At 57.5% G+C, this 25,745-nt stretch carries 14 protein-coding genes; all 14 read left to right on the top strand.

Annotated elements, in window-relative coordinates:
• The first annotated feature begins 20 nt into the window (after positions 1-20).
• Entirely contained in the window at positions 21-521 is a 501-nt protein-coding gene (moaC, locus tag HMPREF2884_RS02090; RefSeq protein ID WP_005504909.1) for a cyclic pyranopterin monophosphate synthase MoaC, read from the top strand.
• A 65-nt stretch (positions 522-586) separates the two neighbouring features.
• Complete coding sequence (locus HMPREF2884_RS02085; RefSeq protein ID WP_005508377.1) at positions 587-1,105, top strand: MogA/MoaB family molybdenum cofactor biosynthesis protein; 519 nt, start codon at positions 587-589, stop codon at positions 1,103-1,105.
• Complete coding sequence (locus HMPREF2884_RS02080) at positions 1,095-1,601, top strand: molybdenum cofactor biosynthesis protein MoaE (RefSeq protein WP_005504913.1); 507 nt, start codon at positions 1,095-1,097, stop codon at positions 1,599-1,601. The genes HMPREF2884_RS02085 and HMPREF2884_RS02080 overlap by 11 nt, the downstream gene beginning before the upstream one ends.
• Positions 1,602-1,714: 113 nt before the next feature.
• Positions 1,715-2,908 (top strand): ThiF family adenylyltransferase, encoded by a 1,194-nt coding sequence (locus HMPREF2884_RS02075; protein ID WP_070615163.1) that lies wholly within the window; start codon positions 1,715-1,717, stop codon positions 2,906-2,908.
• 78 nt (positions 2,909-2,986) lie between these two features.
• On the top strand, positions 2,987-6,706 hold the full coding sequence (locus tag HMPREF2884_RS02070; protein WP_070615160.1) for a nitrate reductase subunit alpha: 3,720 nt from the start codon (positions 2,987-2,989) through the stop codon (positions 6,704-6,706).
• Positions 6,706-8,319, top strand: a complete 1,614-nt coding sequence (gene narH, locus HMPREF2884_RS02065; RefSeq protein WP_005504921.1) for a nitrate reductase subunit beta — start codon at positions 6,706-6,708, stop codon at positions 8,317-8,319. Before HMPREF2884_RS02070 ends, narH begins: the two co-directional genes overlap by 1 nt.
• A gap of 3 nt (positions 8,320-8,322) precedes the next feature.
• Positions 8,323-9,063: a nitrate reductase molybdenum cofactor assembly chaperone gene (gene narJ, locus HMPREF2884_RS02060; RefSeq protein ID WP_070615157.1), complete on the top strand. Its 741-nt coding sequence runs from the start codon at positions 8,323-8,325 to the stop codon at positions 9,061-9,063.
• 26 nt (positions 9,064-9,089) lie between these two features.
• Positions 9,090-9,923, top strand: coding sequence for a respiratory nitrate reductase subunit gamma (gene narI / locus HMPREF2884_RS02055; protein ID WP_070615155.1), 834 nt, complete (start codon positions 9,090-9,092; stop codon positions 9,921-9,923).
• A 30-nt stretch (positions 9,924-9,953) separates the two neighbouring features.
• On the top strand, positions 9,954-11,177 hold the full coding sequence (locus HMPREF2884_RS02050; RefSeq protein ID WP_070615152.1) for an MFS transporter: 1,224 nt from the start codon (positions 9,954-9,956) through the stop codon (positions 11,175-11,177).
• 306 nt (positions 11,178-11,483) lie between these two features.
• Positions 11,484-14,324, top strand: coding sequence for an aminomethyl-transferring glycine dehydrogenase (gcvP, locus tag HMPREF2884_RS02045; protein ID WP_070615149.1), 2,841 nt, complete (start codon positions 11,484-11,486; stop codon positions 14,322-14,324).
• 172 nt (positions 14,325-14,496) lie between these two features.
• Positions 14,497-15,615 (top strand): glycine cleavage system aminomethyltransferase GcvT, encoded by a 1,119-nt coding sequence (gcvT, locus tag HMPREF2884_RS02040; RefSeq protein ID WP_049353778.1) that lies wholly within the window; start codon positions 14,497-14,499, stop codon positions 15,613-15,615.
• Between the two features lie 276 nt (positions 15,616-15,891).
• Entirely contained in the window at positions 15,892-17,388 is a 1,497-nt protein-coding gene (locus HMPREF2884_RS02035; protein ID WP_070615146.1) for an L-serine ammonia-lyase, read from the top strand.
• Positions 17,389-17,645: 257 nt separating this feature from the next.
• Positions 17,646-21,152: a DNA-directed RNA polymerase subunit beta gene (rpoB, locus tag HMPREF2884_RS02030; protein WP_070615143.1), complete on the top strand. Its 3,507-nt coding sequence runs from the start codon at positions 17,646-17,648 to the stop codon at positions 21,150-21,152.
• A gap of 110 nt (positions 21,153-21,262) precedes the next feature.
• Positions 21,263-25,165 carry a DNA-directed RNA polymerase subunit beta' gene (locus HMPREF2884_RS02025; RefSeq protein ID WP_049356344.1) on the top strand — a complete coding sequence of 1,301 codons (3,903 nt, stop codon included), beginning with the start codon at positions 21,263-21,265 and terminating at the stop codon, positions 25,163-25,165.
• Positions 25,166-25,745: the final 580 nt, after the last annotated feature.

The raw sequence follows: 25,745 nt of genomic DNA, 5'->3' as shown, positions 1-25,745 counted from the left end.
CGCAGAAGCCAGGAGAAACGATGACCTCTACCTCGCAGCCCAACCAGGAACTGACCCATGTGCGCGCCGACGGCTCGGCGCACATGGTGGATGTTACGGAGAAGGCGGTTACCACCCGCACCGCCCTGGCTGAGGCGACCGTGCGCACCCGCGAAGACGTTATCGCCATGATTTTTGATGCCGATCTGCCCAAGGGCGATGCTCTTCCCGTTGCACGCGTTGCCGGCATCATGGGCGCTAAGCGCACCCCGGAAATCATTCCCCTCTGCCACCCGCTGCCCCTGGGTAAGATCACGGTGGACTTTGAGCGTGGCACCGACTTCGTGCGTATTGAGGCGTCCGTGAAGACCCGCGGCGTCACCGGCGTAGAGATGGAGGCGCTCACCGCCGTCTCCTCGGCGGCGCTGACCGTTTTCGACATGATTAAGGCAGTCGATAAGCACGCCGTCATTACCGATATCCGTGTTCTGGAGAAGAGCGGCGGCAAGTCCGGCGACTGGTCCGTCCGCGAGGACTCCTAAGTTACGGCGGCACACCGCCCCCACCGATCCCACCGCCACCTGATAGATACAGAAAAGGAAAGCCAATGAGTAGCGAAGACTACACCATGCCCGAGAACCTCACCGGCCTGGTGATTGTCGCCTCCACCCGTGCAGCCCGCGGTGTGTACGAGGATAAGTCCGGCCCCATCGCCGTGGAGTGGCTGCGCTCGCGCGGCTTCGACACCCCGGATGCCGTGGTCATTGAAGACCGCGATATTGTCGAGTACTTCAACACCCTGGTGGCTGAAGGTAAGAAGAACGGTAACCTACCGACCTTCATCCTGACCAGCGGTGGTACCGGTCTGAACTCTGACGACCAGACCGTGGAGGCGGTTCGCCCCCACCTGGACAAGGAAGTACCCGGCATCATGCACGCCTTCTGGATGAACGGTCTGAAGAACGTTCCCGCGGCGGTGCTTTCACGCGGCGTGGCGGGCGTCATTGACCGAACCTTCGTGATGACCCTGCCCGGTTCGCGCGGTGGTGTGAAGGACGGCGTGGCAACCCTCGACCCGCTTGTTGAGCACATTTGCCGTCAGATGGAGGACTACCATGACCACTAAGCCGCAGAACGAAGAATCCCTGGACCATTCGGGTGCGCACGGTGCTGAGCCGAGCGGCTCGACCGTGGTGTTCACCGATATTACGGAAGCGCCCCTGGAGCCGCTGTACGCGGCGGCTAAGGCTGAGGTCATGACTGACGCTATGGGTGCCCTGGTAATTTTTGACGGCATTGTACGCAACCATGATCACGGTAGTGCGGTTCGCGGGCTGTCCTATAGCGCGCATCCGCAGGCTCGTGAGTATATTGCGGAGGTTGCCGCCGAGGTTGCTGCCGAGCTGGACGGTGTGCGTCTGTGGGCTGTGCATCGTGTGGGTCCGATTGCTATTGGTGAGTCGGCTCTGACCGTGATGGCGGCGGCTGCTCACCGTGGCCGCGCGTTTGATGCCTGTGAGCTGGTGGCTGACCGGGTGAAGGCTCGTGTACCGATTTGGAAGGAACAGGAACTGCTCGATGGAAGCATCGAGTGGGTTGGTGTGGACACTTCTCCCGCTTAGCCTTCTGAATATTCTGATATCTCTATATAAGCCTGTCAGGGGGTTTTCTCTCGGGCAGGCTTATTCTCCTTGAAAGCTCAAGTCACCTCTACTACTAGACGCGAGGAATCCCTATGTCTTCTCAGCCTTCAACCGGCACGGGCGAGCTCTCTGCCGCTGAGCGTGCGTTCTATTCTCGTCAGCTGATTCTGCCCGAAATGGGTTACGAGGCTCAGTTGGCGCTCAAGCGCGCACGCGTGGTGGTGCTGGGTGCTGGCGGTTTGGGTGCTCCCGCGCTGCTGTACCTGGCGGGTGCCGGGGTCGGTCAGATTGTGGTGGTTGATGATGATTTCGTGGATGCCTCGAATCTGCACCGCCAGGTGATTCATACGCACGCCAGAGTGGGTAATTCTAAGGCTGAGTCTGCCGCAGAGTCTTTGCGCTCGCTGAATCCTTTTATTGAGGTTGTGCCGGTGCGTGAGCGTTTGACGGAGGCGAATGTTGATGAGCTTCTGTCTGGTGCTGACCTGGTGCTGGATGGTAGCGATAATTTCGAGTCGCGTTATGTGGTGTCGGCGGCGGCTGCGCGTGCTGGGATTGCGCATGTATGGGCTGCGATCCTTGGTTTTGATGCGCAGCTGAGTGTGTTTTGGGCTGGTCGCGGTCCGGTGTATGAGGATTTGTACCCTCATGCTCCTGCTGCCGGTAGCGTGCCGTCGTGTAGTACTGCTGGCGTGGTGGGTGCTATGGCTGGCGTGGTGGGTGCTGCGATGGCCATGGAGGCGGTGAAGTTGCTGACCGGGGTGGGGGAGCCGCTCATAGGTGAGGTTGGCCTATATTCGGCATTAAGCGGAAGGTGGGAATATATACCTCTTGTAGCTAGCGTGCAAGCTGTACCTAAGAAAAGCGCTGTTTTGCCCCAAGAAACAAGTCATAAGCCCAAAAATTATGTAACAATTCGTAATATTTCTCAGGATTTTACAAGCTCTTCTGCTGACTCGAAACCCCGCTCGATGAGCGCTCAGGACCTTAAAAAGATGTCATCAGGTGAAAATATTGCCCTTTTGGATGTCCGTGAGCAGGTGGAGTTCAATGCCTTTGCGATTGACGGTGCCATTAATCTGCCCCTCACTGAATTGCTTGAAGCGGCTCGAAATGACTCCCTCAAAGCCCTGATTGAGCGTAAAATCCCCGCAAATGCCCAGAAAATCGTTATTTACTGCACCGGATACACCCGAACGGTTGAAGCGGCTCGTGAAATAGCGCCTCTGGAGGAGCGTTCTGTGTACATGCTTGAGGGTGGAATTTCCGCCTGGCTTACGGTCTAAAACACCCTTATTTCGCATGAATTAGGCAAGGTTTTTATCTCGTATTTTCTATGCCAAATTTCCGATATATTGGGCAGTATGGAACAAGCATCACAGATTAAGGGCCCGGATGGCCCCCTTACCGATCAGCTGATCAAGTTCGGTAAGTTCTTCTCCCGCTGGGATGAGACTGAAGACGGCCGCGCCGTCTTCCGTGAAGGCGGCCGCGAAGGTGACGCCTTCTACCGCGACCGTTGGAGCCACGATAAGGAAGTTCGCTCTACCCACGGCGTGAACTGCACCGGCTCCTGCTCCTGGAAGGTGTACGTCAAGGACGGCATTATCACCTGGGAAGCACAGGAAACCGATTACCCCTCGGTTGGTCCCGACCGCCCCGAGTACGAGCCCCGCGGTTGCCCCCGCGGTGCAGCATTCTCGTGGTACACCTACTCTCCCACTCGCGTTAAGTACCCCTACGTTCGCGGTCTCCTGCTGGAGATGTACCGCGAAGCGAAGGCAATCCACAACGATCCCGTGGACGCCTTCCACTCCATCGTGTCCGACCCCGCCAAGCGTGCACGCTACGTGAACGCACGTGGTAAGGGTGGTCTGGTGCGCTCGACCTGGGCTGAGGCTCTCGAGCTGATGGCTGCTGCTCACGTGCACACCATCAAGTACTACGGCCCCGACCGTAACACCGGCTTCACCCCGATTCCGGCAATGTCCATGGCGTCCTTCAGCGCGGGTGTTCGCTACATCCAGCTGGCCGGTGGCGTCATGACCAGCTTCTACGACTGGTACGCTGACCTCCCCGTGGCTTCCCCGCAGGTCTTCGGCGACCAGACCGACGTTCCCGAGTCCGGCGACTGGTGGGACGCTGCATACCTCATCATGTGGGGTGCAAACGTTCCGCTGACCCGTACCCCGGATGCTCACTGGGTCTCCGAGGTCCGCTACCGCGGTACCAAGGTTGTCACCGTGAGCCCCGACTACGCCGACAACACCAAGTTCGCTGACGAGTGGCTACCCGCCCAGGCAGGTACCGACGCGGCACTGGCAATGGCGATGGGCCACGTCATCCTCAAGGAGAACTACGTCGACCAGCGTGTCGAGTTCTTCGAGGACTTCTCCCTGACCTACACCGACCTTCCCTTCCTGGTCACCCTGGAAACCCGTGAAGACGGCGTTAAGGTCCCCTCCAAGTTCCTGACCGCTGCTAAGCTCGCTGGCGAGGCTGAGCAGCCGAACGCTGACTTCAAGCCCGTCCTGATGGACCGCGAGACCGGTGAGGTCTTCGTTCCCAACGGCACCATGGGTCACCGTTACGCTCAGGAAGACCAGGGCAAGTGGAACCTGGACCTGCAGGGCCGTAAGCCGATCCTGTCGATTCGCGACCTGCCCCAGGGCCAGACTGCAGCTGCAGAGATCAAGATGCCGACCTTCGACAACCCGAAGGGTCACGGCGACGTCATTACCCGCGGTGTGCCCGTAGCTTACGTTGAAGGCCACGAAGTCACCACCGTCTTCGACATCATGCTGGCACAGTACGGTGTGGGCCGTGAGGGCCTGCCCGGTACCTGGGCTAAGGACTACGAGGACTGGGACGTTCAGAACACCCCGGCATGGCAGGAGCAGATTACTTCTGTCCCCGCCGAGGCTGTTATCCGCGTTGCCCGCGAGTTCGCTAAGAGCGCCCTGGATTCCGGCGGCCGCTCCATGATCATCTTCGGTGCAGGTATCTGCCAGTGGTACCACGCTGACACCACCTACCGCGCTATTCTCGCTCTGCTGAACCTGACCGGTTGCCAGGGCCGTAACGGTGGCGGTTGGGCTCACTACGTGGGCCAGGAGAAGGCACGTCCGCTGACTGGTCTGACCAACATTGCGAACGCTCTGGACTGGAGCCGTCCGCCGCGTCACATGATTGGTACCGGCTTCTGGTACATGCACACTGACCAGTTCCGTCAGGATGCATACTCCACCGACTACCTGCAGTCCCCGCTGGCTAAGGGCGAGTTGCGCGACGTTCACACTGCTGACGTTGTGGCACGTTCTACCCGTATGGGCTGGATGCCGTTCTACCCGCAGTTCCCTGAGAACTCGCTGGACCTGGCAGACAAGGCAGAGCAGGCTGTGGCACGCGGCGAGGCTTCCTCGAACGCGGACTACATTGCACAGCGCCTGAACTCCGGTGACCTGGAGTTCTCCGTTGAGGACGTTGACAACCCCGTCAACTGGCCTCGTACCCTGACCCTGTGGCGTTCAAACCTGTTCGGTTCCTCCGCTAAGGGTGAGAGCTACTTCCTGAAGCACCTGGTCGGTAGCATGGACAACGTCCAGGGCTCCGACTCGGAGAAGCTGCCGAACGAAGTGAAGTGGGTTGAGGACGCACCTCAGGGCAAGCTGGATCTGCTGGTCACCTCGGACTTCCGTATGACCTCCACGACCCTGCTGTCTGACATCGTTCTGCCGACTGCTACCTGGTACGAGAAGCACGATATCTCCTCGACCGATATGCACCCGTTCCTGCACGCGTTCTCCCCGGCAATTGACCCGCCGTGGGAGGCAAAGACCGACCACGAGACCTTCAAGGCACTGGCGTTTGAGTTCAGCCGCCTGGCTAAGAAGCACCTCGGCGTCCGTAAGGACATCGTTTCGGTCCCGCTGCTGCACGACACCCCCGGCCAGATTGCTCAGCCTGGCGGTCACGCACCCGACTGGAAGAACACCCCCGGTATGGTGGGCGTGCCCGGCAAGAACATGCCGAACTTCGTCACTGTCGAGCGTGACTACGGCGCACTGTACGACATGTACACCACCGTTGGTCCGCTGTTCGACAAGCTCGGTGCTACCACCAAGTTCGTGACTTACGACCTGAAGGACGAAGTTGCGAAGATGGCTAAGGAATTCGGTGTGATGGATTCCGGTAAGGGCGCAGGCCGCCCGGCACTGGACACCGATGTGAAGGTCTCTGAAGCAATCCTGATGATTTCCGGTACCTCCAACGGTGAGGTCGCTGTCAAGGGCTTCAAGGAGCTTGAGAAGCAGACCGGTCTGCACTTGATGGACCTGGCAGAAGGTAACGAGGAACGTCGTATTACCTTCCCCATGACCCAGGCCGCACCGCAGCCCGTGATGACCTCCCCCGAGTGGTCCGGTTCGGAGACCGGCGGTCGCCGTTACGCTCCGTTCACCGTCAACATCGAGAAGAAGAAGCCGTTCCACACCCTGACCGGCCGTATGCACTTCTTCCTCGACCACGACTGGATGCACGAAATGGGCGAGGCTCTGCCGATTTACCGTCCGCCGCTGGATATGACCGGCCTGTACAACGAGCCTGAGCTCGGTACTACCGATGGCGTTTCGGTTGCTGTTCGCTACCTGACCCCGCACAACAAGTGGGCAATCCACTCGCAGTACTTCGATAACCACTACATGCTGAGCATGTTCCGTGGCGGTCCGACTGCATGGATGAGCCCGCAGGACGCTGAGAAGATTGGCGTCAAGGATGGCGAGTGGATTGAGTGTGTGAACAACAACGGTGTCTTCGTCGGCCGTGCGGTCGTTTCGCACCGTATGCCCGAGGGCGTCTGCTACGTCCACCACGCTCAGGAGCGTACCGTGAGCCCGAAGTCTGAAGTCACCGGCAAGCGCGGTGGTATTCACAACTCGGTGACCCGTATTCTTCTGAAGCCCACCCACATGATTGGTGGCTACGCTCACCAGGCGTTCGCCTTCAACTATCTTGGACCGACCGGTAACCAGCGAGACATCGTCTCGTACATCCGTCGCCGTAAGTCCCAGGAGGTAACTTTCTAATGCGCGTTATGGCACAAGTTGCTATGGTGATGGCGCTCGATAAGTGCATCGGCTGCCACACCTGCTCCGTGACCTGTAAGCAGGCATGGACGAACCGAGCCGGTACCGAGTACGTCTGGTTCAACAACGTTGAGACTCGCCCCGGTCAGGGTTACCCCCGCCGTTACGAGGATCAGGAGAAGTGGAAGGGCGGCTGGGTGCTGAACAAGCGCGGTCGTCTGGAGCTCAAGAGCGGTAACCGCTTCCAGAAGCTCTTCACGATCTTTGCTTCCCCGATTCAGCCCGAGCTGAACGACTACTACGAGCCCTGGACCTACGATTACCAGAACCTGACCAGTGCTCCTCTGGGTGATGACTTCCCGGCTGCTAAGCCGGTCTCCCTCATCACCGGTGAGGACACCAAGGTCGAGTGGGGTATGAACTGGGACGACAACCTGGCTGGTGCGACCGAGTACGGTCACCTGGACCCGCTGGTTGAGAAGGTTCGCAAGAAGGCTGAGGACAAGATTAAGTTCGAGTTCGAGCAGACCTTCATGTTCTACCTGCCTCGTATTTGTGAGCACTGCTTGAACCCCTCCTGCATGGCTTCTTGCCCCTCCGGCGCTATCTACAAGCGCGCTGAGGACGGTATCGTTCTGGTTGACCAGGACCGTTGCCGCGGTTGGCGTCAGTGCATCACCGGCTGCCCCTACAAGAAGGTGTACTTCAACCACAAGACGGGTAAGGCTGAGAAGTGTACCTTCTGCTACCCCCGTATTGAGGCTGGTATTCCGACCGTGTGTGCTGAGACCTGTGTTGGTCGTATGCGCTACATCGGTATCTTCCTCTACGATGCAGACCGCGTGACTGAGGCTGCTTCGGTTGAGGACGAGAAGGACCTCTACGAGGCTCAGCTGTCGCTGATGCTTGATCCTTCGGATCCGGCTGTGATTGAGCAGGCTCGTAAGAACGACATCCCCGATGCGTGGATTACTGCAGCTCAGAAGTCGCCCGTGTACAAGCTGGCGAAGGAGTGGAAGGTGGCTCTGCCCCTGCACCCCGAGTACCGCACCATGCCGATGGTTTGGTACGTGCCGCCGCTGTCTCCGATTGTTGACCTGCTCAAGGAGCAGGGCCACGATGCAGAGAACAGCAACAACCTGTTCGGCGCTATTGAGTCTCTCCGTATTCCGGTTGAGTACCTGGCTGAGCTGTTCACCGCTGGTGACACTGAGGTTGTTACTAACGTTCTGCGCCGCCTGGCTGCGATGCGTTCGTACATGCGTGACATCAACCTCGGTGGCGAAGGCAACGAGGAGATTGCTCAGGCAGTTGGCATGACTGGTCAGCAGGTGTACGAGATGTACCGCCTGATGGCTATCGCTAAGTACAACGAGCGTTACGTCATTCCGAAGGCTCACATGGAAGACGCCCACAACCTTGAGGAAATGGGCTGCTCCCTGAGCGTGGATGGCGGACCCGGCATGTACGGCGATGCGTTCAACGACATGGAGGGTCGCCCGACCCCCGTGTCCACCGGTGTCTACGAGGCTAACAACAAGGTCAGCTTGTTCAGCTGGGACGGTTCTTCCCGTCCTGACGGCCTCTTCCCGAATACCACCGGAAAGAAGTAATAAGTGGCTGGATTCTTTTCCAAGCTCATGGGCAAGGCCGGTTCCGAGGCTGCTGTCTCGGAACCGGCTCAGCCGGAGAACCCGTTCGATATCGATTACGGTCCCGGCGAGGATAAAGACTCGGTGATCTACCAGGTGAGCGGTATGCTCCTGGGCTACCCCGATGAGGAAACTCTGAAGGTTCTGCCTGAACTGGTGGAGATTACCGCTTCCACCCAGGATGAGGCTTTCATTGCTGCCGTTGATGCGGTTCAGCAGTGGCTGACTTCTAAGGACCTTGAGGATGTGCAGTCCGAGTACGTGCAGGAGTACGACCTTTCGCGTCGTCATTCTCTGCATCTGTCCTACTGGACCGATGGCGATACCCGCCGCCGTGGTGAGACTCTTCTGCGTTTCAAGCAGATGTACCGCGACTCCGGTATGTTGACCGTTTTGAATGGTGAGCTTCCGGACTACCTGCCGCTGGTGCTGGAGTTCTGTGCGTTGGTGGATCGCCGTAAGGGCCGTTCCGCTTTGCAGGCGTACCGTCCGTCCCTTGAGCTTCTTCGTCTGTCCATGAAGGACGGAAATCTGCCCCACTACGGGTTGTTGCAGAGCATCTGCGATACCCTTCCTGGCGTCTCTCCGCAGACTCAGGAAGAGGTCCAGAAGATGGCTGGCTACGGCCCTCCCGTCGAGACTGTTGGCCTGAATGGCTACGCTGATCACCAGCTGCTCCAGCAGGCTTCGGCTCGTTCTAACTAGTTTTATCCCTTGTGAGGAGACAACACGTGTACGTACTTGCTTCTGAGAACGCAGGACATGCTGCACAGGCTGTAGTCGATCCGGGTATTGTTGACATCCTGCTGTGGGGCGTTCTGCCCTATGTTGCACTGGTCGTTCTGATTGGTGGCACCATTTGGCGTTACCGTACTGACCAGTTCGGATGGACTACCCGCTCGTCCCAGGTCTATGAATCGAAGCTGTTGCGCATCGCTTCGCCCCTGTTCCATTACGGTCTTGCGGCCGTTTTCCTTGGCCACGTTGGTGGTCTGGTGGTGCCTAAGGCATTCACCGACCTGGTCGTTTCGGATGACACTTACCACATTGTGGCGCTGGTTGGCGGTTCTGTTGCTGCGGTCGCAACCATTGTTGGTATGTTCGTTCTGATTGGTCGCCGCGCTTCGAACTCTCGTGTGCGTTCGGCTACCACTCGTAATGACGTTTTCATGTATGTCGTTTTGGTTCTGGTGATTCTCGCCGGTACTGCGGCTACTCTGATTTCGGCAGTGAACCCCTCGGGTGGTTTGCCTCCGGTGAATGGTCACGAGGTTCACTTCAACTACCGTGAGACCATTTCTGTGTGGTTCCGTTCGCTGTTCTACTTCCACCCTGAGGTGGCTCTGATGGTGAATATTCCTGTGGCTTTCAAGATTCACATTGTGGTGGCTATGGTTCTGTTCATCATTTGGCCGTTTACCCGCCTGGTGCATGCACTGACTGTGCCCCTGCACTACCTCTTCCGCCCCTACACCGTGTACCGCTCTCGTGGTGGCCAGCGTGTTGGTGCACGTCGAGGTTGGGATCCGGTTGGTACTCTCCCGCGTGAGCGCGCCGACCGCTAATACACATATCCATATTGCAAAAGAGGAAATATGAGCACCCCTGCTGCACCGAGCTACGACCTGAAGAATGGTCAGCTCCGTAACGTTCTGCTTGCAACCTTCGCCTCTACCATTGGTTTCTGGGCGTGGACCGTTGTTGGCCCGCTGGCCAAGATGTACGCAAAGCAGATGCACCTGGACGCTGGTATGACCAGCCTCCTGGTGGCTATGCCGATTTTTATCGGCGCTATTGGCCGTATTCCCGTTGGTGGTCTGACTGACCGCTACGGTGGTCGTATTATGTTCACCGCTGTTCTGGCGATTAGCGCACCCCTGGTCTTCCTGGTTGGTGTTGCTGGTCAGATGAACTCTCTGCCCATGCTGCTGATTGTCTCCTTCTTCCTGGGTATTGCGGGTACCGTGTTCGCTATAGGTATTCCCTTCAGCTCGGCATGGTATGACGCATCGAAGAAGGGCTTCGCAACCGGCGTGTTCGGTGCAGGCATGGTGGGTACCGCGGTTTCCGCATTCGCTACCCCCCGCCTGGTGCAGGGTATTGGTTACTTCCCGACTCACATCCTGATTGCTGTGATTTGTGCAGTAACCGCCGTGATTTCTTTCGTGTTCCTGAAGGATTCCCCGGCAACCATTGGCCGTGAGGTCACCCCGCTGATGCCGAAGATTGTTCAGGCATTCAAGGTGAAGACCACTTGGCAGCTCTGCTTCCTCTACGCTGTTGTGTTCGGTGCGTTCGTGGCATTCTCGAACTACCTGCCCACTTACCTGAGCAACATCTACAGCTTCAACGCTAATGACGCTGGTCTGCGTGCGGCTGGCTTTACCGCTGCCGCTGTGGTGGCTCGTCCCTTCGGTGGTGTTCTGGCTGATAAGTTCGGTCCGAAGATTATCTCCCTCATCTCCCTGGGTGGTGTGGTGATTCTGGCAGTTATTACCGCGTTCCAGCCTAATGCTGAGCACGTGTATGGTGCTGTCTTCATCCTGATGGGTGCTCTGCTGGGTCTGGGCCACGGCTCGGTCTTCGGCTGGTTGGGTCGCGTTGCTGACCCGAAGAACGTTGGTGCGGTGTCCGGTGTGATTGCTGCTACTGGCGCGCTGGGTGGCTTCTTCCCGCCGCTGGTGATGGGTGCAACCTACAACCAGGCTGAGAACAACTACTTCATCGGTCTGATGCTGCTGGCCGTGACCGCGTTCCTCGCCTTCCTGTCGGTATTCCTCGTGCCGCACGGTGGCAAGCCGGATCACGCTAAGAAGTAATCCATTGAAGATATTTAGATATTCCTCGTAAGAGGTATATCTGAGCTTGTTTTCATAGGGGCCCCGGTTCGTTCTTCCGGTAACGGAGAATGAACCGGGGCCTTGCTCTGTTCGGTATCAGGGGCGAGAGAATCCTTCGAGTCGTCAATATGAGGGTTAGGAGAAGAGTTATCGTCTCCGAGCATGTCGAATCGTGATAATGGTGAGAAAAATGTGCGGAGATGTGGGACACTTAAAGCGTTCGACTCGTCGCAATAGCGCGACGTGACCCCTCTACGGTTTGCGCCGACCAATAGGAGAATCCCTATGTCCTTTATTGATCGTCATCTCGGCCCCCGTTCCGCAGACGCAGAGCAGATGCTCGAAACCCTGGGATATTCTTCCCTGGATGCGCTGATGGACGCTGTTGTCCCCTCGCAGATTCGCCTTGACGGCGAATTGCAGTTGCCTGCTCCGCTGTCGGAGCATGAGGCTCAGGCAAAGATTGCCGGCTATGCTGCGAAGAATAAGGTTCTCGCCCAGATGATTGGTGCCGGATACTACGATGCAGTAACTCCCGCGGTTCTGCGCCGTAACATTCTGGAAAACCCCGGTTTCTACACTTCTTACACCCCGTACCAGGCTGAGATTTCTCAGGGCCGTCTGGAGGCTCTGCTGAACTTCCAGAACACCGTGATGGAGCTGACCGGCCTGGAGATTGCAAACTCCTCCCTGCTGGATGAGGCATCCGCAGTAGCTGAGGCAGCTGTCATGATGCACCGTGCGAACCGCAAGGTGAAGAATGGCTTCTTCGCGATTGACTCCCGTTGCCTGCCTCAGGTTATTTCGGTGACTCGCGGCCGTGCAGAGATGCTCGGCATTCCCTTCGTCATTACTGATTTCTCTGAGGGTCTGCCTGAGGGCGACCTGTACGGTATCGTCCTGGCGTACCCCGGCAATGAAGGCGATATTCGCGATATTGAGCCGCTGATTAAGGCCGCTAAGGAGCGTAACGCCCTGGTCACTGTGGTCGCTGACCTGCTGGCTCTGACCCTGCTGAAGTCTCCAGGTGAGCTGGGCGCTGATATCGCTGTGGGTAACACTCAGCGTTTCGGTCTGCCCTTCTTCTTCGGTGGCCCCCACGCTGCGTACATGGCTGTTCACAAGGGCATGGAGCGTACCATGCCTGGCCGTCTGGTGGGTGTTTCTAAGGATTCGGCTGGTAAGCCTGCGTACCGTCTGGCTCTGCAGACTCGTGAGCAGCACATTCGCCGTGAGAAGGCTACTTCCAATATTTGTACTGCTCAGGCTCTGCTGGCGATTGTTGCTGGTGCTTACGCGATGTACCACGGTCCTGAGGGTCTGCGCGCTATCGCGAACCGCCTGCACACTAATGCCGCTCGTGTTGCTACCGCGCTGAAGTCTGCGGGCTACGGTATCGCTCACGATACTTTCTTCGACACCGTCGTGGTGGAGGCTGCTGGCCGTGCCGACGAGCTGGTTGCGAAGGCTCTGGAAGCTGGCGTGAACATCCGCCGCTTCGACGAGAACCGCATCGGTATTTCCGTGGGTGAGTCTCACGGTGAGGAGCTGCTCAAGGGCCTGGTTGAGGCTCTGGGCGGCACCCTGGGTGAGGCAGATGCACAGTACGATCTGCCCGCTGAGCTGCTGCGTACCGATGACTACATGCAGCACCCGATTTTCCACAAGTACCGTTCCGAGACCGAGATGATGCGCTACCTGCGTCACCTCGCTGACAAGGATCTGGCACTTGACCGCACCATGATTCCGCTGGGTTCGTGCACTATGAAGCTGAACGCGGCTGCTGAGATGGAGCCCATCTCCTGGCCTGAGTTCGCGAACATCCACCCGCTGGTCCCGGAGGATCAGGCTGAGGGCTGGCACGAGCTGATTAAGGATTTGAGCGAGTGGCTGGTTGCTATTACCGGTTACGATGCTATCTCGCTGCAGCCGAACTCGGGTGCGACCGGTGAGTACGCTGGTCTGCGCGCTATCCGTTCCTTCCATGAGGCTAACGGTGACCACGAGCGCGATACCGTCCTGATTCCGCTGTCTGCTCACGGCACCAACGCGGCATCTGCTGCTCTGGCTGGTCTGAAGGTTGCCGGTGTGGCAACTGCGGCTGACGGTTCGATTGATGTTGACGACCTGAAGGCAAAGATTGAGAAGTACGGCCCCAAGGTTGCCGGCATCATGATTACCTACCCTTCCACTCACGGTGTATTTGAGGAGCAGGTTGCTGAGGTTTGCCAGCTGGTTCACGAGGCTGGCGGCCAGGTGTACCTGGATGGCGCGAACCTGAACGCTCAGATGGGCTTCGCTCAGCCCGGTAAGTTCGGCGGCGACGTTTCGCACCTGAACCTGCACAAGACCTTCTCCATTCCTCACGGTGGTGGCGGCCCCGGTGTTGGCCCGCTGGCTGTTCGTGAGCACCTGGCGAAGTTCCTGCCCGGTGACGCATACCGCGCTGATGCTGAGGGTAAGCTCCCCAACGATGCCGCACTGCCGATTTCGCAGGCGTTCTTCGGTTCTGCCGGTGTTCTGCCGATTAGCTGGATGTACATTGCGATGACTGGTGCTCAGGGTCTGAAGGACTCTTCGCAGTACGCGGTTCTGAACGCTAACTACATTGCGAAGAAGCTTAACGACAAGTACCCGGTGCTGTACACCGGCCCCGGCGGTCTGGTCGCTCACGAGTGCATCCTGGACCTGCGTCAGCTGACTGATCAGTCTCATGTGACTGCTGAGGATGTCTGCAAGCGTCTGATGGACTTCGGTTTCCACGCTCCGACCTTGGCGTTCCCGGTTCCGGGCACCCTGATGGTTGAGCCGACTGAGTCTGAGTCGAAGGAAGAGCTGGACCGCTTCATTGAGGCAATGGAGACCATCTACGACGAGATTATCGAGGTGGCTGAGGGCAAGGTCGCTGTGGATGATTCGGTTCTGCGCAACGCACCGCACACCGTTGATGTGGTGAGCGCTGATGAGTGGGATCGCCCCTACAGCCGTACTCAGGCAGCTTTCCCTGTCCCGAGCCTGCGCGCTAACAAGTACTTCACCTCGGTGGGTCGTATTGATGGCGCTGGCGGTGACCGTAACTTCGTGTGCGAATGCCCCCCGATGGAGGCTTTCGACCTGGAAGCATAAGGAGCCTGTAACGCTCCTGGGTAGGCTGTAGCGGCCTACCTGCCTCACCCGTCCTCAGGTTTCTGGGGGCGGGTGGGGGTCGCCTCCGCAGCGTATCTCGTGTCTGTGGGGGTGAACTAAATCTACGACGATTGAACGATAACAGCACAAGGCTGTGCGTGAGGAGAATCTAATGTCCCCCAAGAAGACCTCTTTGTACTCTGTCCACGAGAAGCTTGGCGCTTCTTTCACCGACTTCGGCGGCTGGGATATGCCCCTGAAGTACGCTAATGATGTTGCTGAGCATGAGGCGGTCCGTACTCGTGCCGGTATTTTCGACCTGTCCCACATGGGTGAGTTCCGTGTGACCGGTCCGGATGCGGGTGCGTTCCTGGATTACGCTCTGGTGTCGAATATGTCCATCCTGAAGGTCGGTAAGGCAAAGTACTCGATCCTGGTCAACGACAAGGGCGGCGTGATTGACGACCTGATTACTTACCGTCTGGGCGATGAGGAGTTCATGGTCGTTCCGAACGCTTCGAACATTGACACTGACTTCGCTGCGATGAGCGAGCGCCTGGGCGATTTCAACGTTGAGTTCGTGAACGAGTCGGATCAGACTTCTCTGGTGGCTGTTCAGGGTCCTCGTGCTGAGGAGATTCTGCTGGCTGCTGGTGTTTCTGATGAGGAGGCTGTCCGCGAGCTGAAGTACTACGCTTCGGTGCCGCTGACTGTTGCCGGTGTTGATGTTCTGCTGGCTCGTACCGGTTACACCGGTGAGGATGGCTTCGAGCTGTTCGTTCCGAATGAGAACGCTGTTGAGCTGTGGGATAAGCTTGCTGCTGCTGGTGAGCCTTTCGGTATGATTCCTGCCGGTCTGGCTTCTCGTGACTCCCTGCGTCTTGAGGCTGGTATGCCGCTGTACGGTCATGAGCTGGGTCTTGAGATTACTCCGTTTGAGTCCGGTCTGGGCCGTCTGGTCGAGATTGCTCTGGAGAAGAAGGCGGCTGACTTCGTTGGTCGTGAGGCTCTGACTGAGCTGGCTAAGAGCGAGTCGAAGCGCATCCTGGTTGGTTTGAAGGCTCAGGCGAAGCGTCCTGCTCGTGCCGGTTCTAAGCTGGTGGATGCTGAGGGCAATGAGATTGGTGAGGTTACCTCCGGTATTCCTTCCCCGACTCTGGGCTTCCCGATTGCTATGGCGCTGGTGAACCGTGAATTCTCTGAGGTTGGTTCTACTGTGGATGTTGATATCCGCGGTAAGCGTGCTCCGTTTGATGTTGTGGCTCTGCCGTTCTACAAGCGTGAGAAGTAAGAGTTTTTCTGCAGGTAATCTGTAGGGTAGAGGCGTCGTGTCCTGTGTGGGCACGGCGCCTTTTCTGCGCCGTGAGGTGGGCGTTGAATAGCGGGGGAGGGCGTGAGGTGTTCTGAGCCTTAGTTTGTGCTGGTTCTGAAGTGCGTTAGGATTAGAGCGGCCAGTCAAGGGTGATTGTCCGCACTTATAGACCGCAGATTGATGTGTGGTTCCTCCATTGAGGGGCGCGTATCTTTTGGCGCGGTGCACAGACATTATTTATTTGAAGGACAGAACGTGGCTATTAACCAGAGCGCGCCCAGTAGCGCCCAGAAGAAGGCAGAGGCTCTGCCGTATGACATCAGTGTTTTTGAGATGTTCAGCGTTGGTGTGGGCCCTTCGAGTTCGCATACGGTGGGGCCGATGCGCGCTTCGAACCGTTTTGTGGCGGAGCTGATTGATAAGGGTCTGCTGGACCGTGTGACGGGTGTGCATGTTGACCTGTATGGTTCGTTGGCGGCTACGGGTGCTGGTCACGGTACGATGAGTGCTGCGTTGAAGGGCCTGTGCGGTTTTGTTCCGGAGACTATCAATATCGCTGATTCTGAGGCGATGATTGAGCGCAATAGCGTGGATGGTACTTTGCCGCTTGCTGGTTACCCGTCCTCTGCGTACGGTGTGACTGCGCCCGGTGGTGAGGAGCAGAAGGTGTACGGCCCGGTGGTGAATTACCGTGAGCTGGATATGACCCTGCGTCCGTTGACGGTTCTTCCGCGTCATACGAACGGTATGAAGATTGCGGCGTTTGCGGGTGAGCAGCTGCTGTTGGAGCGCACTTACTATTCGATTGGTGGCGGCTTCATTGTTGAGGGTGATGAGGAGGCGACCGGTTGTGCGTCGCTGATGAACCCTCCGTATCCGTTTGGTTCGGCTGCTGAGCTGCTGGAGATGGCGAATGAGTCTGGTCTGTCGATTGCGCAGTTGAAGATGGCGAATGAGTGTTCTCTGCGTTCTGAGCAGGAGGTCCGTGATGGTATCTTGCATATTTACCGTGTGATGAAGGAGTGTATCGGTTCTTCGTTGGCGCGTGTGGGTTATTTGCCGGGGCCGCTGAAGGTGCGTTGCCGTGCGGGTGCGTGGCATCGCGATTTGATGGTGGAGGATCCTTCGAAGTCTCCTGAGTTCGCTATTGACTGGGTGAATCTGATTGCTTTGGCGGTCAATGAGGAGAACGCTTTTGGTGGTCGTGTGGTGACTGCTCCGACGAATGGTGCTGCGGGTATTATTCCTGCGGTGCTGCATTACGCGATGAATTACACGCAGGGTATCCGCCATTGCGGTCAGGCTGCTCGTGATCAAGCGGTTGTTGATTTCTTCTTGGCGTCTGCTGCTGTGGGTGTGCTGTATAAGAAGCGCGCGTCGATTTCTGGTGCTGAGGTGGGTTGCCAGGGTGAGGTGGGTAGCGCCTCCTCGATGGCTGCTGCTGGTTTGGCGCAGGTGATGGGTGGTACTCCCGAGCAGGTTGAGAATGCGGCTGAGATTGCGATGGAACACAACCTGGGTCTGACGTGTGACCCGGTGGGTGGTTTGGTGCAGATTCCGTGTATTGAGCGTAATGCGATGGCTGCGTCGAATGCTGTGACGGCGGCTCGTATGGCGTTGCGTGGTGATGGTACGCACCGTGTGTCGTTGGATCAGGTGATTGAGACGATGCGTCAGACCGGTTTGGATATGTCTCACCGTTATAAGGAGACGTCTATGGGTGGTTTGGCTGTGAATGTGGTGGAATGCTAGGTGCACGCTGTGGCAGGTTTGCACTCCTGATGAGGGTGTGGTAGACAGAAGGGCTTTCTTCCTGTATCGTTAGTATTTACGCTTTCCCTAACCTTTGTGCCTTCATATAGCGGTGGGCACGGGCTGAAGGTGACGTTTTTCCGTCCGACTCTATAGCTTCGAGCACCGTTTTATTCGGGGGCTGAGGTTGTCGTGTCGCCGGTAATGTCGCCGGGAGGCTGATTGCTAACAGACATGTCTGTGGAAGGATCCCCATTTTGGTCGCTTCGAGCACCTCTAACCATGACGCCGCTAACGGCGCAGAGAACGTCTCGCGCCGAATTTCATTCGCGAAGATTAACGAACCGCTGAAGGTTCCCAACCTGCTTGCTATCCAGACCGATAGCTTCGACCGCCTCGTTGGTAACGAGCGCTGGGCGGAGCGTCTGGAGAAGGCGCAGGCTGCTGGTGACACTTCTGTCCCCGCTCAGTCCGGTCTGGCTGAGATTTTTGAAGAAATCTCCCCGATTCGTGACTTCCAGGAGACTATGCAGCTCTCCTTCTCTGAGCCTGAGTTTGCTGACCCCAAGTACTCTGTTGAGGAGTGCAAGGACCGCGACGCAACCTACTCGGCTCCGCTGTACATTAAGGCTGAATTCATGAACCTCGCTACCGGCGAGGTCAAGCAGCAGACCCTGTTCATGGGTGACTTCCCCCTGATGACCGAGGCCGGTACCTTCGTTATTAACGGTACTGAGCGTGTGGTCGTTTCTCAGCTGGTGCGTTCCCCCGGTGCTTACTTCGAGAAGGCTCCGGACCGTACCTCCGATAAGGACATTTACTCTGCCCGCGTGATTCCTTCCCGCGGTGCATGGTTCGAGCTTGAGATTGATAAGCGCGACCAGGTTGGTGTGCGTCTGGACCGCAAGCGTAAGCAGTCCGTGACTGTTCTGCTGAAGGCTCTGGGTTGGACCGAGTCCAAGATTCTGGCTGAGTTCGGTCAGTACGACTCCATCCGCGCAACTCTGGAGAAGGACTCCGTCAAGGACCGCGACGAGGCTCTGCTGGATATCTACCGCAAGCTGCGTCCGGGCGAACCCCCGACGGTTGAAGCTGCCCAGGCTCTGCTGGACAACATGTACTTCACCCCGCGTCGCTACGACCTGGCGAAGGTTGGCCGTTACAAGCTGAACCGTAAGCTCGGTGTGGACGTTCCCATGGATTCTCCCGAGGCTTCCGTTCTGAGCCAGGACGACATCGCTCAGATGATTCGTTACCTCTGCGCTCTGCACGCAGGCGAGACCAGCATCCCCGGCGTCCGTGACGGCGAGGAGATCTCCCTCAAGATTGATATCGACGACATCGACCACTTCGGTAACCGTCGTATCCGCACCGTGGGCGAGCTGATTGAGAACCAGATCCGTACCGGTCTGTCCCGTATGGAGCGCGTGGTTCGCGAGCGCATGACCACCCAGGACGTGGACGCTATCACCCCGCAGTCCCTGGTGAACATCCGCCCCGTCGTGGCGGCTATCAAGGAGTTTTTCGGTACTTCTCAGCTGTCGCAGTTCATGGACCAGAACAACCCGCTGGCAGGTCTGACCCACAAGCGTCGTCTGTCCGCACTGGGCCCGGGCGGTCTGTCCCGTGACCGTGCAGGCATGGAAGTTCGAGACGTCCACTCCTCGCACTACGGTCGTATGTGCCCCATTGAAACCCCTGAAGGCCCGAACATTGGTCTGATTGGTTCGCTGGCAACCTACGGTCGCATCAACTCCTTCGGTTTCATTGAGACCCCCTACCGCGTGGTGACTGATGGCCGCGTGACCGATGAGGTCCGCTACCTGACTGCTGACGACGAGAAGTCTGTTGTTATCGCACAGGCAAACGCACCGCTGAACGCTGACCGCACCTTCGCTGAGAACGAGGTTCTCTGCCGTGCGGGCGATGGTTCTGGCGAAGCTGTTCTGGTTGCTCCCGGCGCCGTTCAGTACATGGACGTCTCCCCGCGCCAGATGGTGTCTGTTGCTACCGCTCTGATTCCTTACCTGGAGCACGACGACGCTAACCGAGCACTGATGGGTGCTAACATGCAGCGTCAGGCTGTGCCCCTGCTGGAGTCTGAGGCTCCCGTGGTTGGTACCGGTATGGAGAAGTACGCAGCACTGGACTCCGGTGACTCCGTGCTCGCGAAGAAGCCCGGTGTGGTTTCCTCCGTGGACGCTAAGACCGTTATCGTCCGTAACGACGACGGCTCTGTCTCCACCTACCCGATCATGAAGTTCTCCCGCTCGAACCCGGGTAACTGCTACAACCAGCGCGTTGTGGTGAAGGAAGGCCAGCGCGTCGAGTACCGCGACGTTATTGCTGATGGCCCCTCCACCGACGGTGGCGAGCTGGCACTGGGTAAGAACCTGCTCGTGGCATACATGCCGTGGGAAGGCCTGAACTACGAGGATGCAATCATCCTCTCCCAGCGCATGGTTTCTGAGGACGTGCTGACCTCGATTCACATTGAGGAGCACGAGATTGACGCCCGCGACACCAAGCTGGGCCCCGAGGAGATTACCCGCGACATTCCGAACGTGTCCGAGGATGTTCTCTCGGCTCTGGACGAGCGCGGCATCATCCATATCGGTGCTGAGGTTGAGGCTGGCGACATCCTCGTCGGTAAGGTTACCCCCAAGGGCGAGACCGAGCTGACCCCCGAGGAGCGCCTGCTGCGCGCAATCTTCGGTGAGAAGTCTCGCGAGGTTCGCGACACCTCCCTGAAGGTTCCTCACGGCGAGTCCGGTACCGTCATCGGTATCCGTATCTTCGACCGCGAGAACAACGATGAGGACGATCTGCCCCCGGGCGTGAACCAGCTGGTCCGCGTGTACGTGGCTCAGAAGCGTAAGATTACCGACGGCGACAAGCTTGCAGGCCGCCACGGTAACAAGGGTGTTATTTCTAAGATCCTGCCGATCGAGGATATGCCCTTCCTGGAAGACGGTACCCCCGTGGATGTCATCCTGAACCCGCTGGGCGTGCCCGGTCGTATGAACATTGGTCAGGTTCTGGAAGTCCACACCGGTTGGCTGGCTAAGCAGGGTTGGAAGATTGAGGGCGAGCCCGAGTGGCTTAAGCACATGCCGAACTTCCCGAAGGAATCCGGCCCGACCCGCCTGGCAACCCCGGTGTTCGACGGTGCCCACGAGGACGAACTGTTCGACCTTATGGACCACTCGAACCCGAACCGCGATGGTGACCGTCTGATCAACCGTTCCGGTAAGGCACGTCTGATTGACGGCCGTTCCGGTGAACCGTTCCCGGACCCGATTTCGGTTGGTTACCAGTACATCCTGAAGCTGCACCACCTGGTGGATGACAAGATTCACGCTCGTTCCACCGGTCCGTACTCGATGATTACCCAGCAGCCTCTGGGTGGTAAGGCGCAGTTCGGTGGTCAGCGCTTCGGTGAGATGGAAGTGTGGGCGCTGGAAGCATACGGCGCCGCATACACCCTGCAGGAAATCCTGACCGTCAAGTCCGATGACGTGGCGGGCCGTGTGAAGGTTTACGAGGCTATCGTGAAGGGCGAGAACATCCCCGAGCCGGGTATCCCCGAATCCTTCAAGGTTCTTATCAAGGAAATGCAGTCTCTGTGCCTGAACGTCGAGGTGCTCTCCACCGACGGCAAGATTATTGAGATGAGCGACTCGGAGGAAGAAGGCTTCCGGGCAGCAGAAGATATGGGCGTGAGCCTGACCCACGACGAGCCTAGCTCCGTCGACGAGGCATAAGCACCGCCTCCTTCTAGGGTGGGGAACCCCGCATGCGCTCGCGTGCGTTGTGGGGTTCCCGCCCGCTAACCCAAGTCTTCAGAAACTTACAGAAAGAGATTAGGACCGATATGTCCAACGAATCTTCGCTTGGTTTGATGCGAATTGGCCTCGCCACCGCCGACGACATCCGTCGTTGGTCCTTTGGTGAGGTTAAGAAGCCCGAGACCATCAACTACCGTACCCTGAAGCCCGAGAAGGACGGCCTCTTCGACGAGCGTATCTTCGGCCCCACCAAGGACTGGGAGTGCTACTGCGGTAAGTACAAGCGCGTGCGCTTCAAGGGCATTGTGTGTGAGCGCTGTGGTGTTGAGGTGACCCGCTCTAAGGTACGTCGTGAGCGTATGGGTCACATTGAGCTGGCTGCTCCTGTTACCCACATTTGGTACTTCAAGGGTGTTCCTTCCCGCCTGGGTTACCTGCTGGATCTGGCTCCGAAGGACCTGGAGAAGGTCATTTACTTCGCTGCGTACATGATCACTAAGGTTGACGAGGAGGCTCGTCACGAGGATCTGCCGATGCTGCAGGCTGCTCACGATCGTGAGAAGCAGGAGCTTGAGGCTGCTCTGAACGCTGACGTGAACGCTATCAGCCGTGAGGTTGAGGCGGAGCTGGCTCGTATTGAGGCTGAGGGCGGCAAGGCTGCTGAGAAGCGTAAGCTGCGCGATAACGCTGAGCGTCAGCTCGCGTCGGTGCGTAAGCGCTACGAGCGTGAGGCTGAGCACCTGGATCGTGTGTGGGATCGCTTTAAGAACCTGAAGGTCGCTGACCTTGAGGGTGATGAGGCTCTGTACCGTTCCATGATTGATAAGTACGGCCTGTACTTTGAGGGCGCTATGGGCGCAGAGGCCATTAAGAAGCGTCTGGAGTCCTTCGACCTGGAGGCTGAGGCTGAGGCTCTCAAGGAGATTATTCAGACCGGTAAGGGGCAGAAGAAGACCCGCGCTCTGAAGCGTCTGAAGGTTGTTAACGCCTTCCTGACCACTAACAACTCTCCGCTGGGTATGGTCCTGGATGTTGTTCCGGTTATTCCGCCGGAACTGCGCCCGATGGTTCAGCTGGACGGTGGCCGTTTCGCGACCTCCGACCTGAACGACCTGTACCGTCGTGTGATTAACCGTAACAACCGTTTGAAGCGTCTGCTGGAGCTGGGTGCTCCCGAGATTATCGTGAACAACGAGAAGCGTATGCTGCAGGAAGCTGTGGACTCGCTGTTCGATAACGGTCGTCGCGGTCGCCCGGTGACCGGCCCCGGTAACCGCCCCCTGAAGTCTCTGTCTGACATGCTGAAGGGTAAGCAGGGCCGTTTCCGTCAGAATCTGCTCGGTAAGCGTGTTGACTACTCGGGTCGTTCCGTGATTGTGGTTGGTCCTCAGCTGCAGATGCACCAGTGTGGTCTGCCCAAGCAGATGGCTCTGGAGCTGTTCAAGCCCTTCGTCATGAAGCGTCTGGTGGAGCTGAGCCACGCTCAGAACATTAAGAGCGCTAAGCGTATGGTTGAGCGTTTCCGCCCGCAGGTTTGGGACGTTCTGGAAGAGGTTATTGCTGAGCACCCGGTTCTGCTGAACCGTGCACCTACCCTGCACCGCCTCGGTATTCAGGCGTTTGAGCCGAAGCTGGTTGAGGGTAAGGCTATTCAGCTGCACCCGCTGGTTTGCTCCGCGTTCAACGCTGACTTCGATGGTGACCAGATGGCAGTTCACCTGCCGCTGTCTCCCGAGGCTCAGGCTGAGGCTCGTATCCTCATGCTGTCCTCGAACAACATCCTGAAGCCGTCGGATGGCCGCCCTGTGGCTGTTCCTTCGCAGGATATGATCATTGGTCTGTTCCACCTGACTACTCCTCGCGAGGGTCAGAAGAACGAGGGTCACGCATTCTCTTCGGTGTCTGAGGCCCTGATGGCGATGGATCGTCACGAGATTGAGCTGTACACCAAGGTGAAGATTCGCCTTGATGGTGACCAGTTTGTTGCTCCTGAGGGCTGGGAAGCTCCTGAGGGTTACAAGGCTGGCGACCCCGTGCTGCTGGACTGCACCGTTGGTCAGGTTCTGTTCAACCAGGCTCTGCCGAAGGATTACCCCTGGTTCTCCGGTGTGGCAGATAAGAAGGGCCTGGGTAGCCTGATTAACGATCTGGCTGAGCGCTACCCGATGGATGTTGTGGCTCGTGCTCTGGATAACCTGAAGAACTCCGGTTTCTACTGGGCTTCTCGTTCGGGCGTGACCGTGGCTGTTTCCGATATTGCTACTCCTGCTGAGAAGCCGGCAATTATGGAGCGCTACGAGAAGCAGGCTGCTGCAATTCAGGACGACTTTGAGATCGGTACTATCGATGACGAAGAGCGTCGTCAGGAGCTGATTAAGGTTTGGACCGAGGCTACCGACGTGGTTGCAGAGGCTATGCGTGAGAACTTGAGCTCTCACGGTGGCCTGAACACCATTTACCGTATGGTGACCTCCGGTGCACGTGGTAACTGGATGCAGGTCCGTCAGATTGCGGGTATCCGTGGTCTGGTGTCGAACCCGAAGGGTGAGATTATGCCTCGCCCGATTAAGTCCTCGTACCGTGAGGGCCTGTCGGTTCTGGAGTACTTCATCGCGACCCACGGTGCACGTAAGGGTCTGGCTGATACCGCGCTGCGTACCGCTAACTCGGGTTACCTGACTCGTCGTCTGGTGGACGTTTCGCAGGACGTTATCGTTCGCGAGCACGACTGTGGCACTCGCCGCGGTCTGGTTCTGCCTCTGATTGATGAGGACGGCGGTCTGCACCAGGATGTTGAGACTTCGATTCACGGTCGTACCCTTGCGGTTGACGTGAAGGATGAGGCTGGCAACGTTCTGGCTGCTGCTGGCTCCGATGTCTCTGATGAGCTCATTGAGAAGCTCTTCAAGGCAGGTGTGAAGGATGTTCGCGTCCGTTCGGTTCTGACCTGTGAGTCCGCTATTGGTGTGTGTGCACTGTGCTACGGTCGTTCGATGGCTTCGAACGTGCTGGTGGACATTGGTGAGGCTGTTGGTATTATTGCGGCTCAGTCGATTGGTGAGCCCGGTACCCAGCTGACCATGCGTACCTTCCACACCGGTGGTGTGGCTTCGGCCGACGATATTACTCAGGGCCTGCCCCGTATCCAGGAGCTGTTCGAGGCTCGTACCCCCAAGGGTGTTGCCCCGATTTCTGAGGTGTCCGGTCGCGTGACCATTGAGGATACCGAGAAGTCCTACAAGATTGTGGTGACCCCGGACGATGGTTCCGAGCCCCAGTCCTACACCGTTCTGCGTCGTGCAGCTTCTAAGCTGCAGAACGGCGATCACGTTCAGGTTGGCGATCAGCTGGCTACCGGTTCTGTTGATCCGAAGGAGGTTCTGCGTATTCGTGGTCCTCGTGAGGCTCAGAAGCACCTGGTGAGCGAGGTTCAGGGCGTGTACAAGTCGCAGGGTGTGGAAATCCACGACAAGCACGTTGAGGTTATTGTTCGCCAGATGCTGCGTCGCGTGACCGTGATTGAGTCCGGTGATACTGATCTGCTGCCTGGTGAGCTGGTTGATAACATTGCTTTCCAGACTGCTAACCGTAAGGCACTGGTTGAGGGTAAGAAGCCCGCAGCTGGTCGTCCGGAAATGATGGGTATTACCAAGGCTTCGCTGGCTACCGAGTCCTGGCTGTCGGCGGCCTCCTTCCAGGAGACCACCCGTGTCCTGACTCAGGCTGCTATGGAGGCGAAGACTGACCCGCTGCTCGGCCTGAAGGAGAACGTGATCATCGGTAAGCTGGTTCCCGCCGGTACCGGTCTGGCACGTTACAACGATATTGAGGTTGAGCCCAGCGCCCAGGCTACTGCTGAGCGTATGCAGGCTCTGGACACTTTCGGTGGTTACCAGAGCGCATTCCAGATGGATAACGAGGTGTACACTTACGGCAACGGCGGCTTTATGGCTGTTTCGCTGGATGAGTACGGTCGTGGTCTGGACTAAGGCTCCTGCCGTGAGGGGTAGATTGGGGGTTTAGGCTCCCGGCCTGGTCCTTGATAAAGAACGCGGATACTCGAGTTGTCTCGGGTATCCGCGTTCTGTGTTTAACGAATAGGTGGGGGAGGGGTGGCGTTCTTTTAAGTGGTACTTTAATATTCTTTATCCTTCAGCAGAAGGTTGTATATTTTTTGCCTAGTGGGCAAATTTATTTATAAAAAATCATTGGAGTGCATTATTTTTTCAAATCGGGAAAATTTCTTGACTGGGTAAGAAATTAGATGATGATCAAATATTGTGAGACCCCTTATAATCCGCTCCAATACCACCATAAATAGAACATTTACTCGTTTTTCTTTATGGTATATAAAGAATGAATATTCCATATTTGAACAATGCTAATTCAACTTGGAAAGCCCTTTGACTAGGTTCTATTCTTGAAGGCATGCATATCACTCCATTCTCTTCCGGACGGGTGACGAATCAGAGCACCCAATTGTCTTCCGGATCGACACTGCCTCACGAATCTGAACAGAATTCCTCCCTGACTGCAGGTGGGCAAAAGTGCTCCTCTGTCTTTTCACGC

Origin of the sequence: Rothia sp. HMSC073B08, from assembly GCF_001812975.1 — a bacterium.
Classification (GTDB): Bacteria; Actinomycetota; Actinomycetes; order Actinomycetales; family Micrococcaceae; genus Rothia; species Rothia mucilaginosa.
The sequence above is the reverse complement of the archived record's forward strand: the minus strand, read 5'-3'. Positions and strand labels throughout refer to the sequence as shown.

Bases quoted from the DNA above. Each gene is read 5' to 3' on its own strand.
- moaC (WP_005504909.1), top strand. From the start codon at position 21: ATGACCTCTACCTCGCAGCCCAACCAGGAACTGACCCATGTGCGCGCC.
- HMPREF2884_RS02085 (WP_005508377.1), top strand. From the start codon at position 587: ATGAGTAGCGAAGACTACACCATGCCCGAGAACCTCACCGGCCTGGTG.
- HMPREF2884_RS02080 (WP_005504913.1), top strand. From the start codon at position 1,095: ATGACCACTAAGCCGCAGAACGAAGAATCCCTGGACCATTCGGGTGCG.
- HMPREF2884_RS02075 (WP_070615163.1), top strand. From the start codon at position 1,715: ATGTCTTCTCAGCCTTCAACCGGCACGGGCGAGCTCTCTGCCGCTGAG.
- HMPREF2884_RS02070 (WP_070615160.1), top strand. From the start codon at position 2,987: ATGGAACAAGCATCACAGATTAAGGGCCCGGATGGCCCCCTTACCGAT.
- narH (WP_005504921.1), top strand. From the start codon at position 6,706: ATGCGCGTTATGGCACAAGTTGCTATGGTGATGGCGCTCGATAAGTGC.
- HMPREF2884_RS02050 (WP_070615152.1), top strand. From the start codon at position 9,954: ATGAGCACCCCTGCTGCACCGAGCTACGACCTGAAGAATGGTCAGCTC.
- gcvP (WP_070615149.1), top strand. From the start codon at position 11,484: ATGTCCTTTATTGATCGTCATCTCGGCCCCCGTTCCGCAGACGCAGAG.
- gcvT (WP_049353778.1), top strand. From the start codon at position 14,497: ATGTCCCCCAAGAAGACCTCTTTGTACTCTGTCCACGAGAAGCTTGGC.
- HMPREF2884_RS02025 (WP_049356344.1), top strand. From the start codon at position 21,263: ATGTCCAACGAATCTTCGCTTGGTTTGATGCGAATTGGCCTCGCCACC.